The sequence below is a fragment of the Pseudomonas tritici genome (genome assembly GCF_014268275.3).
Classification (GTDB): domain Bacteria; phylum Pseudomonadota; class Gammaproteobacteria; order Pseudomonadales; family Pseudomonadaceae; genus Aquipseudomonas; species Aquipseudomonas tritici.
The window spans coordinates 5,169,578-5,185,938 of the sequence record NZ_CP077084.1 but is presented as its reverse complement, the minus strand read 5'-3'; the positions used below and the strand labels follow the sequence as shown (position 1 = coordinate 5,185,938).

Genomic DNA, 16,361 nt, shown 5'->3' with positions numbered 1-16,361 from the left:
ATGGGCACGGGCCTCATCGCAGGGAAGCCAGCTCCCACATTGGAAATGTATTCACAGTTCAAAATGTGGGAGCTGGCTTGCCTGCGATGGCGGTCTGAAGGTCGCTAGAGAAACATCTCCCGCACCAACCCATGCCGCTGCATCTTTTCATTCAAGGTTCGCCGAGGCAGTTGCAGCTCGGCCAGCACGGCCTTGATATCGCCCTTGTGCCGCGCCAGCGCAGCTTTAAGGCAATGCGCTTCAAACGCCTCCTGCTGCGCCGCCAACGATTGCCCGGCCTCGACGCCTTCCGGCTCCGGCTCGCCAAGGCCAAGTACCTGGCGCTCGGCGACGTTGGCCAATTCACGCACATTGCCCGGCCAGTCATGGCTGAGCAGGCGCCCCAGTTGCGCAGCGCTCAGCGGTTCAACACGGCGGCCCAGGCGTTCGGCGGCACTCTGTGAGAAGTGGTCGAACAGCAACGGGATATCTTCCCGGCGCTCACGCAAGGGCGGCAGGCGCAATTGCGCGACGTTCAATCGGTAGGCCAAGTCTTCGCGAAAGCGCCCGGCGCGGGCCTCTTCCAGCAGGTCCGGTTTGGTGGCGGCGATGATGCGCAGATCCACGTGGATACTTTGGTTGGAGCCCAGTCGTTCGAGCTTCTGTTCCTGCAACACGCGCAGCAGTTTCACCTGCTGGGCCAGCGGCATGCTTTCGATTTCATCGAGGAACAGCGTGCCGCCGTGGGCGTATTCCAGTTTGCCGATGCGCTTGCCCTGGGCACCGGTGAATGCGCCGCTTTCGTGGCCGAACAGCTCGGCCTCGAACAACTGCTCGGGGATTGCCGCGCAGTTGAGTGCCACAAAGGGTTTTTTCGCCCGTGGGCCGAAGTCATGCAGGCAACGGGCAACCAGCTCCTTGCCACTGCCGGTCTCGCCACGGATCAGTACATTGACCGGCAGGCTCGCCAAATCCAGCACCTGGCGGCGCAGGGTCTGCAACCCTCGAGACACGCCTAAAAGGGTCGACTCCAACTGTGCGCGATGATCGGCCTGTTGGTGCAGACGACGGTTTTCCAGGATCAAGCCACGCTTGTCCAGGGCGCGGCGCAGGCTGTTGAGCAGGGCGTCGGGGCTGAAGGGTTTTTCCAGGAAGTCGTAGGCACCGTCGCGCATGGCGTCGACGGCCATCGGCACATCGCCGTGGCCGGTCAGCAATATCACCGGCAAATCCGCATCACGGCGCTGCACCTCGGCCAACAGTTCCAGGCCGCTGAGACCCGGCATGCGTACGTCGCTCAGGATCACCCCGGGAAAGTCCTTGGGCAGTTTCGCCAGGCATTCTTCGGCGCGGCTGAACAACTGCACCTCAAACCCAGACAGGCTCAACCACTGCTCGACCGCCGTTCGGATGCTGGCTTCGTCGTCGACCACAATCACCGCGTTCAACATAGGTCGGGCGTCTCCAGCGCGATAGGCAGGGTCAGGGTGAAAACCGCGCCGTCGCCACGGTTGGCGGCGACCAGGCGGCCGCCCAGTTCGTGCACGATAGCGTAGGACACTGCCAGCCCCAAGCCGAGCCCGTCACCCACCGGCTTGGTGGTGAAGAACGGGTCGAACACGCTGTTCAGGTGTTCTTCGGCAATCCCGCCGCCGCTGTCGCTGACGGTGAGTTGCCACAGTTGTTCATCGGCGTGCAGGCGGATTTCCAGACGTTTGCGTGGTTTGTCGGCCATGGCGTCGAGCGCGTTGCGCAGCAGGTTGATCAGCACCTGTTCCAGGCGGATTGCATCGCCACGGACCCAGGCGGGGCGGGTCAGGTCCAGCACGACGCCGATGGCTTCATCACGCAAGCGTGCGTCGAGCAGGTGCAAGGACTGATCGACCACGGTGGCCAAGTCCAGGCGCTCACGCAGGCCGCTCGGGCTTTTGCGCGCGAAGGTCTTGAGGTGGCCGGTGAGCGCGGCCATGCGCGTGAGCATGTCGTCCAGCGGCGTGAGCGCCTTGTAGGCGTCGTTGACGCGGCCGTGATCCAGCAGCAGGCGCAAGGTGGCCAACTGCATGCGCTGGGCCGTCAGCGGCTGATTGATTTCATGGGCGAGGGCGGCGGACATTTGCCCCAGTGCCGCCAATTTGGCCGACTGCACCAGGCCATCCTGGGCGGTGCGCAGCGCCTGGGTGCGTTCTTCCACCAGTTGCTCAAGCTCTTCGCGGCTGCGCTGGCGCAGGCGAGCCAGGCGCCAGCGTTGGGTCAGGAACAGCACCAGGAACACCAGCGCCAGCCAGGAGCCGGCGGCGGCGAGGCCGGCGTTGCGCTGGTCCTCAAAAGCGAACTGCGGTTTACGCAGCAGGTGCAGGGTCCAGCCTTCGGCCTTCAGCGGCAGGGATTCCCAAATGTAATTGGCGTTACCGTCCGGGCCGTTGACGCGCATCAAGTGGCTGTTTTCGTCAAAGCGTTGCAGCGTCTGGGTGTCCAGCGGCTGCAGGTGTTTTTTGTCGTATTGGCGGGTGGCCTTGAGTTCGGCGAGATCGCTGGCCGACAGCGGCCGCAGGTTGCGATAACGCCAGCCCTGTTGATTGGCGATAAACACGATGCCACGCGCGTCGCTGACCAGCAGCAGGTCATTGCCCTGGGCCCACTCACGCTCAAGTTCGGGGAACTCCAGCTTGACCACCATGGCGCCCAGGAACTGTTCGTGCTCATCCACCACGGCGCTGGAGAGAAAGTAACCCGGTATGCCAGTGGTCACGCCGACCGCGTAAAAACGCCCGGTGCCCTGGCTCAGGGTCTGGCTGAAATACGGCCGGAAGGCGTAGTTATGGCCGACATAGCTGCTCGGCAGGTTCCAGTTGCTGGCGGCAACGGCGAGGCCGGTGCGGTCCATCAATTCCAGGGTGGACGATTGCGCGGCACCGTTTATGCGTTCGAGCTTGCGGTTCAGTACGTCCTGGGTTTGAGCATCCACCGGCCTTTTCAAGGCATTGATCATCTCCGAGTCCAGCGCCAGCACAGCCGGCAGCGCGCGGTAGCGTTCGATCAGGGTATGCAGTGAGTTGGCATACAGCGCGAGTTGCTGATTGGCACGGGCCGCATCGTCCACCAAGGCCTGGCGTTCAGCATGGCGTGTGGCCAAGGCCGCGGCCAGCACCGCACCGGCGATGATCAGCAAGGAGTAGAAGGTCAGGCGCAGGGGGCGAGGGATCACGATCATACGGTGATGAGCAGGCGCAGAAAGGGGAGTGCACCATAGCATGCACGACGTTAATGTTGTGGCGAGCAAGCCCGCTCCCACATGACCGAGTTCACCATGACAAAACAGTCGGCCATAAAAAAGGCGACTGGGCCATGAGCCGCAGTCGCCTTTGTCCCCGCGAAGGAAGCGCTTACTGCACTTCCACCGCCAGGCTTTCACTGATCTTTTTCTGCCAGATGGCAGGACCGGTGATGTGCACGGATTCGCCCTTGCTGTCCACCGCAACGGTGACCGGCATGTCTTTCACGTCGAACTCGTAGATCGCTTCCATGCCCAGTTCGGCGAAGGCGACAACGCGCGACTTCTTGATGGCTTGCGCCACCAGGTAAGCAGCACCGCCCACGGCCATCAGGTACACGGCTTTGTGGTCCTTGATCGCTTCAATCGCGGTAGGGCCGCGCTCGGATTTGCCGATCATGCCCAGCAGGCCGGTTTGCTCGAGGATCTGACGCGTGAACTTGTCCATCCGCGTTGCGGTGGTCGGGCCAGCCGGGCCAACCACTTCTTCGCGCACCGGATCAACCGGGCCAACGTAGTAGATGAAGCGACCCTTGAGGTCCACTGGCAAGGTTTCGCCCTTGTTCAGCATCTCGACCATGCGCTTGTGCGCCGCATCGCGACCGGTGAGCATCTTGCCGTTGAGCAACACGGTCTCGCCCGGCTTCCAGCTCTGCACTTCTTCCGGGGTCAGGGTATCGAGGTTGACGCGACGGGCCGATGGGCCAGCTTCCCAGACGATTTCCGGGTAGGCGTCCAGCGGTGGCGCTTCCAGCGACGCCGGGCCCGAACCGTCGAGCACAAAGTGTGCGTGACGGGTGGCGGCGCAGTTGGGGATCATGCACACCGGCAGCGAGGCGGCGTGGGTCGGGTAATCCATGATCTTCACGTCGAGCACGGTGGTCAGGCCACCCAGGCCCTGGGCGCCGATGCCCAGTTGGTTGACCTTCTCGAACAGCTCCAGGCGCATCTCTTCGATACGGTTCTGCGGGCCCCGCTTTTTCAGCTCGTGGATGTCGATGGATTCCATCAACACTTCCTTGGCCATCACGGCGGCTTTTTCGGCGGTACCGCCGATGCCAATGCCGAGCATGCCCGGTGGGCACCAGCCGGCACCCATGGTCGGAACGGTCTTCAGTACCCAGTCGACGATCGAGTCGGACGGGTTGAGCATGGCCATTTTCGACTTGTTCTCGGAACCGCCGCCCTTGGCCGCCACGTCCACTTCCACGGTGTTACCCGGGACGATGGAGTAGTGGATGACCGCCGGGGTGTTGTCCTTGGTGTTCTTACGCGCACCTGCCGGGTCGGCGAGGATGGATGCGCGCAGGACGTTTTCCGGCAGGTTGTAGGCGCGACGCACGCCCTCGTTGATCATGTCGTCCAGGCCCATGGTGGCGCCATCCCAACGTACGTCCATGCCCACGCGCACGAACACGGTAACGATACCGGTGTCCTGGCAGATCGGGCGATGGCCGGTGGCGCACATGCGCGAGTTGATCAGGATCTGGGCGATGGAGTCACGGGCCGCTGGCGATTCTTCGCGCAGGTAGGCTTCGTGCATGGCCTGGATGAAATCAACCGGATGGTAGTAGGAAATGAATTGCAGGGCGTCAGCAACGCTCTGAATCAGGTCGTCTTGCTTGATCACGGTCATGAGTCGCGCTCCTCTATAAGGGAACATTCAATAAGGTGGCTTCAGTGGGGTGCATCGGTCGGCTGAAACCACCTTTCCAAGGCACGCCACTGGTGCAGGCGCGACGCTAAAAAGGCGCGGCAGTATAACCCGACACGGTGGCCGATACACCCGACTATGGTCAAACTGTCGCAGGCATGATTCCCTGTGCGCGCCTATTGTGATTGAGTCCTTATATGCCTGAACTGTACGTCGGCGAACGCCATTGGTCGGTATCTACCGGCAGCAACCTGCTGGATGCCCTGAACCAGGCCGGTGTGGCTGTGCCTTACAGTTGCCGCGCTGGGAGCTGCCATGCCTGCCTGGTGCGTTGCCAAGGTGATGTCGAGGACAAGCAACCCGAGGCCTTGAGCCCGGCGCAACGCCAGGATGGCTGGCGGTTGGCCTGCCAATGCCAGGTCAGCGCGGACCTTCGCGTCGAGGCGTTTGACCCGGCGCGTGACGGTTTGGCGGCTCAGGTGGTCGGTGTCGATTGGTTGAACCCAACCGTGCTGCGCCTGCGCTTGCAGCCGGAGCGTGGCCTGCGTTATCGCGCCGGGCAGCACCTGGTGTTGTGGGCGGGGCAGGTGGCGAGGCCGTATTCTCTGGCGAGTTTGCCCCAGGAAGATGCATTCCTGGAGTTTCATCTCGACTGCCGCCAGCCTGGCGAATTCAGTGATCTAGCCCGGCAGTTGCAGGTTGGCGACCGCCTGCGTTTGGGCGAATTGCGCGGCGGCGCGCTGCAATACGACCCGGACTGGCAATCCCGACCGCTGTGGCTGCTGGCCTCCGGTACCGGGTTAGGGCCGTTGTGGGGTGTATTGCGTGAGGCGCTGCGCCAGGATCATCAGGGCGACATTCGCCTGATTCACCTGGCCCATGATACTGAAGGCCATTATCTCGCCGAGCCCTTGGGGGCGTTGGCTGCGCAGCATCCCAACCTCACGGTGGAGCTATGGACGGCGGCCGGGTCGGCACAGGCATTGGCGCAACTGCGGCTTGTTTCGCGGCAAACGCTGGCTTTACTCTGCGGACACCCCATCAGCGTAGAAGCCTTCTCAAAGCGCTTGTTTCTGGCGGGACTGCCGCGTAATCAACTGCTGGCCGATGTGTTCCTGCCCCGTGGTTGAGCGCTGAACTCTACAGCCGCGAGATCTGCCATGACTGACGCTATCCTGCAGCACCGTGAACGCGGGCTGCTGATCCTGCAGCTCAATCGTCCCGAGAAGAAAAATGCGCTGACTCGGGCCATGTATACCCAGTTGGCCGAGGCGTTCGAGCAGGCCGATGCGGACGCGGATATCCGCTGCGTGCTGATCCAGGGCAGCAGTGGCTGTTTCACTGCGGGCAACGACATCGGCGACTTTCTCGAACAACCGCCCAGCGACCTCGATAGCCCACCGTTTCATTTCATGAAGAGCCTGCTCAACTGCCGCAAGCCGGTGATCGCCGCGGTAGCAGGTGCAGCCGTGGGTATCGGTACAACCCTGCTGCTGCATTGCGACCTTGTGTATGTCAGCCGTGATGCGCGATTGCGCATGCCGTTCGTCAATCTGGGGCTGTGCCCGGAGTTTGGTTCGAGCCTGATCCTGCCGAGGTTGTTGGGGCACGCCAAGGCGGCTGAGTTATTGCTGCTGGGCGAGGGCTTCAGCGGCGAACAGGCGGCGGCGTTGGGGATTGCCACCGAGGCGTTGTGCAGCGGTGAGGCGGCGTTGGCCAGGGCGCGGGAAATGGCCGAGCGGTTTGAAACCCTGGCGCCGGGGGCGGTGCAGGTGACCAAGCAACTCATGAAAAGTGTGGATCGCGAGCAATTGCGGCAGGTGATTGAGGAGGAGGGCGCGTTGTTTACCCAGCGATTGAGGTCGCCGGAGGCGATTGCGGCGTTGTCGGCTTTCATTTCTCGCTAATGAATGTGCGTTGACTGCGCTGGCGCTATCGCAGGCAAGCCAGCTCCCACATTGGAATGCGATCCACTGGGGGAGCCGGGCTTGCCCGCGATGAGGCCCTCAGGGCACTACAAAACCCACAGGCATAAAAAAGCCCCGAACCAGTCGGGGCTTTTTCACTTACCGGTCACTCAGACCATTGGGTCGCCAACGTGCAGTATCTTCATGCCGTTGGTGCCGCCGATGGTGTGATAGCTGTCGCCCTTGGTCAGGATGACCCAGTCACCTTTCTCCACGACGCCGCGCTTGATCAACTCGTCGATGGCCGCCTGGCTGACTTCATGCGGTGGCAACGAAGCCGGGTCGAACGGAACGGTGTACACGCCACGGAACATGGCCGCGCGGGCCTGGGTTTCGCGGTGCGGGGAGAACGCGTAGATCGGCACCGACGAACGGATGCGCGACATGATCAACGGCGTATAGCCACTTTCGGTCAAGGCGATGATTGCCTTCACACCCGGGAAGTGGTTGGCGGTGTACATGGCGGCCAGGGCGATACTCTGGTCGCAGCTTTCGAACTCTTTGCCAATGCGGTGGCTGGAGGTCTTGCTGGTGGGGTGCTTTTCGGCGCCGAGGCAGATACGCGCCATGGCTTGCACAGCTTCCAGCGGATACGGGCCCGCGGCACTTTCAGCCGAGAGCATCACGGCATCGGTGTAGTCGAGCACAGCGTTGGCTACGTCGGACACTTCGGCGCGGGTCGGCATCGGGTTCTGGATCATCGACTCCATCATCTGGGTCGCTACGATCACCGCTTTGTTGTGGCGGCGCGCGTGCAGGATGATCTTCTTCTGGATACCGATCAGTTCGGCGTCACCGATTTCCACGCCCAGGTCGCCACGGGCAACCATCACTGCGTCGGAAGCCTTGATCAGGCCGTCGAGGGTTTCGTCATCGGCCACAGCTTCGGCGCGTTCGATCTTCGCCACCAGCCAGGCAGTACCGCCGGCCTCGTCGCGCAGCTTACGTGCGTATTCCATGTCGGCGGCGTCACGCGGGAACGATACCGCGAGGTAGTCCACTTCCATTTCGGCGGCGAGCTTGATGTCGGCCTTGTCTTTTTCCGTCAGGGCCGGGGCGGTCAGGCCACCACCGCGACGGTTGATGCCTTTGTGGTCGGACAGCGGGCCGCCAATGAGCACGGTGCAGTTCAGCTCAGTTGGGGTGGCGGTGTCGACGCGCATGACCACGCGGCCGTCGTCCAGCAGCAGTTCGTCACCGACGCCGCAGTCCTTGACCAGGTCCGGGTAGTCGATGCCGACGACGTCCTGGGTACCTTCGGTCAGCGGGTGGCTGGTGGAGAAGGTGAATTTGTCACCGATCTTCAGCTCAATGCGCTTGTTGGCGAATTTGGCGATACGAATTTTCGGGCCTTGCAGGTCACCCAGCAATGCGACGAAGCGGCCATGCTTGGCGGCCAGGTCACGCACCAGCTTGGCGCGAGCCTTGTGCTCGTCCGGGGTGCCGTGGGAGAAGTTCAGACGGGCGACGTCCAAACCAGCCAGAATCAGCTGTTCGAGGACTTCCGGCGAGTTGCTGGCCGGGCCAAGGGTGGCGACGATTTTGGTGCGACGGACGGACATGCACAGACTCCTGAGTTCAAGCGCTGGGGAAGGCTACTATGCTCTTTCGTTGTAGTCATTGTTCGTTTGCACTACTTATCGACGATTGACTTGTTTTCGCTGCGGCTGAATACGAACATCCTTGAAGATTTTCGACGATGGGTCGATACACTGCACAAGACAGGAGAACCCTCATGCGAATTTTGCTCATTGCTGCCCTGGCCGTTAGTGTTGTCGGCTGCACCCGCTGGTCGATGGACCACCATTTGAACAACGCCTACCGCGCCTACAAGGTCGGTGATTGCGAGCGCGTTACCCTGGAATTGTCCCAGGTCGACCGAGAAAGTCGTTCCCGGCGTTATGTACAGCCGGAGGTCTCGATGTTGCGGGGCCAATGCCTGGAACGGCAAAAGCTGTTTGTCGACGCGGCACAGACTTATCAATTCATCATTAATCAGTTTCCGTCGAGTGAGTACGCCTACCGTGCTCGCGCGAGGCTCGATACCCTGCAACAACTGGGGCATTACCCCGGAGCACGCGTCGCCCAGCCGCGCCCAGCCTCTCTATGATGATATTCGTCATTTCATAACTGGCCCGTTGTCAGTCTTGAGCTATCCTTTGGATGTTCGTTTGTACAAGTTTCTATTCAAACGAATGCAGGTCCGGACTCGGCGGCCGTCCAGCGGCAAATATTGCCTGTTGTCGCACCGAGATCCAGGGAGAGCGAGCGGTTTTCTCGTTCCGAATCACTGGCACGGCCGCAGTCATGGCCATTGGATGGCGATCTCACCATGTTTACCGACCGACGGATTGAGCGGCATCAGTTGCCTTACTTTCTGCAAGTGTTTAACCGGCGCACCGATAAGCCCATCGGCTTCTTGGGCAATGTCTCGGAAGATGGGCTGATGTTAATCAGCCAATTGCCCATGATGGTCGACGTGGACTTCGAGCTGCGCTTGAAGATTCCCAATGCTGACGGCACCTTCCATCCAATCGATCTGACAGCAACCTGCCTGTGGAGCCACGAGGATATCAACCCGCAGCAGTACGATTCAGGTTTCAGTGTGCTCCACGCTCCCGAGGAATATGGGCAACTGATCAACGTGTTGCTGCACTACTTCAGTTTTGATCCCTTGCAGGCTTCGGCCTAGACACAGTGCATTGTCTACCCGGTTTGGGTGGAGTGCCCCTGCCGTGTGCGCGTGCTTCTTTCAGAGCACACCCGCTTTCTTCCAGCCCAGGTAACGTGTCACCAGGGCCGGTCCCAGTTCACACGGCAAGGTGTCCAATACGGATAGGCCTTGGGCGGCGAGGCGGTCATGCAATTCGTCGCGGGTATTCAGGTAGTCGATGGTGCCGCTGTAGGCCAAGGCTTCAGGCAAGGTTTGCACGGGCGCTTGGCGCAGTTGATCGAGTACCTCCTCGCGCAAACTGGCGACCAGCACCCTGTGCTGGCGGCTGATACGCTTGACTGCAGTCAGCAGTGCCTCATCGTCCTCATCGCGCAGGTTGGTCACCACGATCACCAACGCGCGCCGCTTTTGTCGAGCCAGCAAATCACTTGCCGCGGTCTGGTAATCGGCAGTCCGTCGGGTGGTATCGAGGTCGTACACGGCGTTGAGTAATAGGTTCAGCTGGCCGCTGCCCTTGACCGGTGCCAGGTAGCGTGGCTGTTCACCGGCAAAGGTGCACAGGCCCACCGCATCACCCTGGCGCAAGGCAACGTAGCTGAGCAACAGGCAGGCATTGAGGGCGTGGTCAAAATGCGACAGCTCGTCATCCTGGCTACGCATGCGTCGTCCACAATCAAGCATGAACACGATCTGTTGGTCGCGCTCATCCTCATATTCGCGGGCGATGGGCGTGCGCTGTCGGGCGGTGGCCTTCCAATCGATCTGCCTTAGGCTGTCACCGTCGCGAAACTCGCGCAGTTGATGAAACTCCTGCCCCAATCCACGTCGTTGACGTTGACGTACACCCAGTTGGCTCAGCCAGTTGTCCACCCCCAGCAATTGCGCGCCGTACAGTCGGGCGAAATCCGGGTAGACGCGTGTGGCATCGCTCACTTCGATAATTCGCCGCGCCGACCACAGGCCCATCGGGCTGGGCAGCTGAATTTCACAGTGGCTGAAACTGAAATGCCCGCGCCGCAAAGGGCGAAGGCGATAACCCAGCTCACTGCTTTCACCGGGGCGCAGCGCTATGGACTGGGGCATGTTCTCGACACTCAATCCGTCGGGGACATGATCGAATACCTGCACCGTCAGTGGCTGTGGGAAGTCATGCTCCAAGGCCAGGCGTACTTCGCCCCACCTTCCGAGCGCCAGGCTGCCGGGCATCTGTCGTTGCACGCGGGGGGATGGGCGTCGACGCATACGCATCGCATCCAGCGTAGCCAGCAGCAACAGTGCAAGAAGCAACCCCCATGCGATTGAGTGCAAGGTGTCGGGCACCTTGAACTGCAACGCCGTTGCGGTGCCCAGCAATATGCCCAAGCCCAGCAATACGCCGAGCCAGTTCAGCAGCAGACGGGTCGGTTTCATGGGCGAGTCATTGCCGGGGCGCCGGTATCTGATCGAGCATTTGCTTGAGCACCTGGTCGACCTCCAGCCCGTCGATGTCCAACTCTGGCGCTATACGCACCCGATGACGCAGTACCGCCAAGGCGCATCCCTTGATGTCGTCCGGGGTGACGAATTCACCACCGCGCAACAGGGCGCGAGCACGCGCGCCACGCACCAGGGCGATGGAGGCCCGCGGCCCGGCGCCGATGGTCAGCCCCGGCCAACTACGGGTGGCGCGCGCCAGGCGCACGGCATAGTCGAGCACCTGTTCATCCAGGGCCAGTTCACTGGCAATCCGCTGCAGTTGCAGCACGTCCTCGGCCTGCAACACGGTGCGCAATGGGTGTACATCCAGCATGTCGGCCCGGGACGAGCGCGTGACTTCGCGCACCATGTCCAGCTCCTGCTGCGCGTCGGGATAATCCATGCGCACCTTGAGCATAAAACGATCCAGTTCCGCTTCCGGTAGGGGGTAGGTGCCTTCCTGTTCGATGGGGTTCTGGGTCGCGAGTACCATGAACGGTTGGCCGATAGGCAGCGCCTCGCCTTCAAGGGTGACTTGCCGTTCCTGCATGGCCTCAAGCAAGGCCGCCTGGGTCTTGGCCGGGGCGCGGTTGATTTCGTCGGCCAGCAACAAGTGGGTGAACACCGGGCCTTTGCGCAATTTGAATTGCTCGGTGTGCAGGTCATACACGGCGTGGCCGGTGACATCGCTGGGCATCAGGTCCGGGGTGAACTGGATACGCGCGAAATCGCCATCAAAGCAACGTGCGAGGGCGCGTACCAGCAGGGTTTTGCCCAGCCCTGGCACCCCTTCGAGCAGCACGTGGCCGCCGGCGATCAGTGCGGTCAGGACATCGTCGATCACCTGGTCCTGGCCAATCACTGCCTTGCGCAATTCAGTGCCTAGAGCCTGGGCTTGCCCGCTGGCACGCTGCAAGGTTTCGCTGGTCAGGGCAGTGGCGCTTGGAATTTCGCTCATAGGGCATTCCTGAGGGTTTGCAGGCACGCCACCTGCCGGCTGAAATCGGCGCTGGAAAGCCGTTTTGCCGGAAGTGGGCCAAGGGCCTGGCTGATGACGTGAGAGGGTTGGTGCGTCAGGTGTTCAAGTACCCGCCACTGTTCTGCATTGTCGAGGTGTTCAAAACCGGTGTGACGACGCCGGGCGGCACGCAAGACATCGCGCTGCAGGGCACGCAGCAGCGTGCCTTGGCCACTGCGGCGCAGCAGGAAGTCGGCGCTGGCTTTCAGGTGTTCCTGCAACTGGCGGCGTGCGTTGGGTGGGGGAGACTGGATCGGGCCTTGACGCATCCCGGCCCGCCACAGTGCCAGGGCGACCAGGGCAATGAGTGCGACCAGGGCCTGGGGGAAGTACCGCACCAGCAGGGTAAACAAGTCGTCGAAGTCACTGTTGAACAGCAGGGTCACGGCTGTGCCCTGGGTCAGATACCACAGCAGCCAGGCATTGTCGTGCCTACCAATACTCGGGTTTTTCCATAGGTCACTGTCGGTGATCACCGTGACGCGGCCTCTCCCAAGGTCGAGTTGCATCAGGTGGCTCGACCTTGCGCTGTTGGCAGAAAATTGAGCCAGGTGCTTGGGGTCGGTAAGGTTGAAGTCCGTGTCGAAACTGAAATAAGCCGGTGCGGTTTCATTGTCGACGTAGAGTTTGGTCAGGTCCGGGGCTTTCTTTTTGAGAGGCTTCTTCTCGGTAGGCGCAAGCTCTTCAGGTTCATCACTCAAGGCCTGGTGGATATCCAGGCGATCGAGCAGCAGGTCGCCGCTTTTGCCAGTCTCTTCATCCCACAGCGCCTCGGCCACCAGTAACAGATGGCCGCCGGATTTGGCCCAAGCCAGCAGTTGCTCTACCTGGCGTGGTGACATGTTGCTGCGCTCGCCAAGCAATAACAGGCTGTGGCCCTTGGCGGGCAGCGTCGTCAACCGTTCCACGCTGTTGGCATGGTCCACGGCCAGGCCTTGTTGGCTCAGAAAGTGTTCTGCCGCCAGGTAGGGGTTCGCCAGGGCTTCTGGAGAAGGGCCGCGATCCACCACTTCGTCGTAGGGGATCGCCTTGCTCCACACGAAGTAACCACCCGCGCCAAGCAGGCACGCCAGCAATAATCCCACCCATATCAAAGGCCGGTTCATGAGGCGTTCCCCGAGCTGAACAGGGTGCGCCAATCACTGCAGAGTTTTTGCTGGGCTGAAAGGGGGGGAAGGTGATGGCCGTAGGCAAGGTTTTGCCAATGTCGGGTCAATTCGTCACTGAAGGCCAGCAGCTGCGGTTGTTGCAGCTGGTGCACGCGCGCCAGGACCTGGCCTTCTGTGTCAGCGCTTTTAAGCGGCAGATTGAAATCATGCAGCAGTCGGCTTAACAGGCCTCGGTACAGCAGGCCGAGGGCTTCCCTTGGTTGGGTGGCCCATAGGTGCTCGGCGGCGCTGGCAACGTCGTCGGGCAAGGTTTCGGTGCCCAGTTCGAGACCGAATAATTGTGTCGGCACGGGTTTCATGACGTTGGGCTTGCGCGGCCCGCGCCGGCTTACAAACGTGCTCAACCATTCGCGATAACGCCATGCCAGCATGATCAAGACGCCGATCAGCAGTCCCCATAACAGTACCTCCAAGCCCTGGGCGATGTGCTTGAAGGTATTGCTGTTGAGGTTGTTCAGCAGCGCCTTCAACCAGTCCGGGAGTTTACCGTCGCTGTGAGCCTTGTTTTTAACAGGGGTCTTGTCTTCGCCAAAGCGATAGCGGGTTACGGTTTCCGGATTTTTGAAGGGAGGCTTATCCAGCAGCGACTTGATGGATTGGCTCGCGTCCTGGGTGTTCAGTGGCTTGGCGGGGTTGGAAGCATCGGCCATGGCGGGTGGGCTGAATGGCAGAAGCGTCAGCCCTATTATCAGTAATAATAGCGGCGCTACGCTGCTCAGGCGCTGACGAAGGCGTCGGAACGCCAGTTCCAGGTCCCAGGCCTCGAGTACGGTGCGGCGGTTAAGGTAAAGGCTGAAACCGCAGGCGACATAGATGGGCTCCCAAAACACCAGGATCAATGCATAGAACGCGTTACTCAGGTGTTCCAGCCACAATTTTTCCGAGCTTGTCGCCAGTGCCAGACGTTGCCAGTCCCAATCCATCTCGACGTTCTGGGGAATGAACAGATAGAGCAGTGCCATGCAACCAAACCACAGGCCGATTTCCAGGTGCACCCCGATGGTTGTCAACCAACGTGCGGCTCCTGCGTTACGTTGCTGCAGCACGCCCAGGCGTTTTTGGCGTGCCGGGCCATTCAGGCCTTCGAGTTGACTCACCGGCATCACAAAGCTGCGGCTCAGGCTGAGTCGTCGCCAGGTCAGGCTGGCCAGCAGCTGGCCTTTCAGCAGTTTCGGCCACTCGTGCACGGCCTGCTTGATGCTGGGTGTTTCGCCAAACAAGGTCTTGGACAGGATGTAAAGCGGCAAACGGTCAAAGGCCGGTTTGAGCCACCAGAACACGAATAGTGCAGTAGACGGGTACTGCCACAGCAGTGCAGTCAGTAAGACGAACACTGGCAGGCTCACCAGCGCCCAACTGCCCATCAGTAGCAGGCGATATTCGCGGGCCATCAATACGCCAAGGTCCATGGCTTCCCAGGCAGTACGTGGGCGGATTACCACGCTTGCATCACTCAGGCGCATGGCGAGTCCTTCCGGCAAAGCCCAGGTAAGCCGCCACCAGCAGCCACAGAGCAGCGCCCACCAAGTATTTGACCCAAGGGGCGATGGCGGTGGTGGACGACCAATAAGCTTCGATAAAGGCAGCGATCAGCAGGAATATCATGACACCGCACAACATCTGCACGCTCTTGCGCGCTGCCCGCCGCAATGATTCGCCACGGGTCAATTGCCCGGGAGCGATCATCGCCCAGCCCAGTTGCAAGCCTGCGGCACCGGCGAGTGCGATTGCTGTCAGCTCGAATGCACCATGGCCTATGACGAATGACCAGAAGGTCTGCCCGTAGCCGATTTCAGTCAGGTGCCCGGAGACTGCACCGATGACCAGGCCGTTGAAAATCAGAAAGAACACACTGCCCAGCCCGAACAATAAACCGGCGGCGAACGTCTGGAACGCAATACCGGTGTTGTGCATCACGTAGTAGCCGAACATCATCCAGTCTTCGCTTGACGCACGCTCGGCGGCGCGGCCCAGGCGGCTGGCGTCGGGGTCATACATGCCCTGCATCTCGGCCACTTGCTGCGGGCTGACGACGCTATAAATCAAGTCGGGGAACAGGTAGACCAAGAGCGCGATACCTACCAGGCTGCCAAAAAACAGCAGGCTGGCGATCAGTACGAAACGCCATTGTTCTCGCACCAACCGAGGAAAATCGGCGAGTACGAACCCCAGCACATTTGCCGCCAATTGGCTGCGATGCCGGTAGAGCTGTTGGTGGCCGCGCAGGGCCAGTTGTTGCAACGGATCTACCAGATAGCTGCTGTAGCCGCGCGCCTGGGCCAGGGCCAGGTGTTGGCACAATCGTCGGTATTGATGGGGGAAGTCGGCCACGTCACTGGCTTTGGCCTTGCCTTGCTCCAACTGTTTCAGGTGTTCGGCAAAGGCTTGCCATTGAGGCTGGTAGCGGCTTTCGAAAAGGCTCTGTTTCATGTCGGCCCCAATAGGCCACGGGCCACACCATTGAGTTGCTCCACGGCGCGAGCCGGGGATACCTGCAAGGGCGCGGCGAGAATCGAGGCCAACTCATGAACGCGTTCGGTGGACAGTTCACCCTGACGTTCCGCGAAGCCAAGGATGGCCCGCTGTTCACTCAAATCCAGGGCGAAGGGCAGGCGCAAGGCCGCCGCTTGCGGGATTTGAGGGCGCACCAACGGCTGTTCCCGGTAGATCACCAGTGTGCCGGCGGCCAAGTCACCTAGGCGCTTGAAGTGAGGGTGTTGCAGGCAACTGATCGCGCCGAGAAAGTAGCCGAATGGCAGCATGTCGACAAACCGCAGCAGGTTACGGATCAGTGATGCGGACCAGCCAACCGGAGTGCCATCATCTTGGACGACACGCAGCCCCATGACCTGTTTGCCGGGTGAGCAGCCCTGGTTGAGTACTTCGAACAGCACCATGTACCACCAACTGATCAGGAACAGCAGCAGCGAACCCAGGCCGATGCCGACGTTGCCGAGCAAGGCCAATGGCACCAGCAGAATGCCCATGACGATCCCGCGCAAACCAAGGTCGAAGGCAAAGGCCAGCACGCGTGGCACCAGGCCGGCCGGGCGCAGGGGCAGATCGATGCCCTCCGGGGTTTCGATCTGGTAGCGGGTGTCCAATGGGGTTGACGGCATCGCGATCCTTGGCAGTGCGCAGAGGCTGGGAGACACGGATGCTAGCAGTGTCGGC

General features: G+C 61.1%; 14 protein-coding genes. 4 read left to right on the top strand and 10 right to left on the bottom strand.

The genetic code is table 11. The features are described 5' to 3' along the window. Positions 1-104: 104 nt before the first annotated feature. The 3 genes from HU722_RS23640 to HU722_RS23630 form a co-directional block, all read right to left on the bottom strand. Complete coding sequence (locus HU722_RS23640; RefSeq protein ID WP_065873621.1) at positions 105-1,430, bottom strand: sigma-54-dependent transcriptional regulator; 1,326 nt, start codon at positions 1,428-1,430, stop codon at positions 105-107. After that, positions 1,424-3,190 (bottom strand): sensor histidine kinase, encoded by a 1,767-nt coding sequence (locus tag HU722_RS23635; protein WP_065873620.1) that lies wholly within the window; start codon positions 3,188-3,190, stop codon positions 1,424-1,426. Before HU722_RS23635 ends, HU722_RS23640 begins: the two co-directional genes overlap by 7 nt. A gap of 172 nt (positions 3,191-3,362) precedes the next feature. Continuing rightward, positions 3,363-4,886, bottom strand: a complete 1,524-nt coding sequence (locus HU722_RS23630; protein ID WP_010208051.1) for a fumarate hydratase — start codon at positions 4,884-4,886, stop codon at positions 3,363-3,365. Between the two features lie 215 nt (positions 4,887-5,101). On the opposite strand from HU722_RS23630, the gene HU722_RS23625 reads away from it, so the two are divergent. Together HU722_RS23625 and HU722_RS23620 are read left to right on the top strand one after the other, a co-directional pair. Continuing rightward, positions 5,102-6,034 (top strand): iron-sulfur-binding ferredoxin reductase, encoded by a 933-nt coding sequence (locus tag HU722_RS23625; protein ID WP_065873619.1) that lies wholly within the window; start codon positions 5,102-5,104, stop codon positions 6,032-6,034. 30 nt (positions 6,035-6,064) lie between these two features. After that, a complete protein-coding gene (locus HU722_RS23620; RefSeq protein WP_065880979.1) occupies positions 6,065-6,811 on the top strand; it encodes an enoyl-CoA hydratase-related protein in 747 nt (248 codons plus the stop codon). Positions 6,812-6,981: 170 nt separating this feature from the next. On the opposite strand, the gene pyk is transcribed toward HU722_RS23620, so the two are convergent. After that, a complete protein-coding gene (gene pyk, locus HU722_RS23615) occupies positions 6,982-8,433 on the bottom strand; it encodes a pyruvate kinase (protein WP_065873617.1) in 1,452 nt (483 codons plus the stop codon). Between the two features lie 173 nt (positions 8,434-8,606). On the opposite strand from pyk, the gene HU722_RS23610 reads away from it, so the two are divergent. Together HU722_RS23610 and HU722_RS23605 are read left to right on the top strand one after the other, a co-directional pair. Further along, entirely contained in the window at positions 8,607-8,981 is a 375-nt protein-coding gene (locus tag HU722_RS23610) for a tol-pal system YbgF family protein (RefSeq protein ID WP_065873616.1), read from the top strand. 222 nt (positions 8,982-9,203) lie between these two features. After that, on the top strand, positions 9,204-9,563 hold the full coding sequence (locus HU722_RS23605; RefSeq protein WP_065873615.1) for a PilZ domain-containing protein: 360 nt from the start codon (positions 9,204-9,206) through the stop codon (positions 9,561-9,563). 60 nt (positions 9,564-9,623) lie between these two features. Here HU722_RS23605 and HU722_RS23600 read toward each other — a convergent pair whose 3' ends face one another. From HU722_RS23600 to HU722_RS23575, 6 genes are read right to left on the bottom strand one after another with little or no spacing between them, the layout of a single operon-like run. Then, positions 9,624-10,955 carry a DUF58 domain-containing protein gene (locus tag HU722_RS23600; protein ID WP_065873614.1) on the bottom strand — a complete coding sequence of 444 codons (1,332 nt, stop codon included), beginning with the start codon at positions 10,953-10,955 and terminating at the stop codon, positions 9,624-9,626. Between the two features lie 7 nt (positions 10,956-10,962). After that, positions 10,963-11,958 (bottom strand): AAA family ATPase, encoded by a 996-nt coding sequence (locus HU722_RS23595; RefSeq protein WP_065873613.1) that lies wholly within the window; start codon positions 11,956-11,958, stop codon positions 10,963-10,965. Beyond that, on the bottom strand, positions 11,955-13,124 hold the full coding sequence (locus HU722_RS23590; protein ID WP_065873612.1) for a DUF4350 domain-containing protein: 1,170 nt from the start codon (positions 13,122-13,124) through the stop codon (positions 11,955-11,957). Before HU722_RS23590 ends, HU722_RS23595 begins: the two co-directional genes overlap by 4 nt. Continuing rightward, entirely contained in the window at positions 13,121-14,650 is a 1,530-nt protein-coding gene (locus tag HU722_RS23585; RefSeq protein WP_065873611.1) for a DUF4129 domain-containing protein, read from the bottom strand. Before HU722_RS23585 ends, HU722_RS23590 begins: the two co-directional genes overlap by 4 nt. Then, a complete protein-coding gene (locus HU722_RS23580) occupies positions 14,637-15,617 on the bottom strand; it encodes a stage II sporulation protein M (protein WP_065873639.1) in 981 nt (326 codons plus the stop codon). Before HU722_RS23580 ends, HU722_RS23585 begins: the two co-directional genes overlap by 14 nt. Further along, positions 15,614-16,306: an RDD family protein gene (locus HU722_RS23575; protein ID WP_065873610.1), complete on the bottom strand. Its 693-nt coding sequence runs from the start codon at positions 16,304-16,306 to the stop codon at positions 15,614-15,616. The genes HU722_RS23580 and HU722_RS23575 overlap by 4 nt, the downstream gene beginning before the upstream one ends. Between the last annotated feature and the right edge of the window lie 55 nt (positions 16,307-16,361).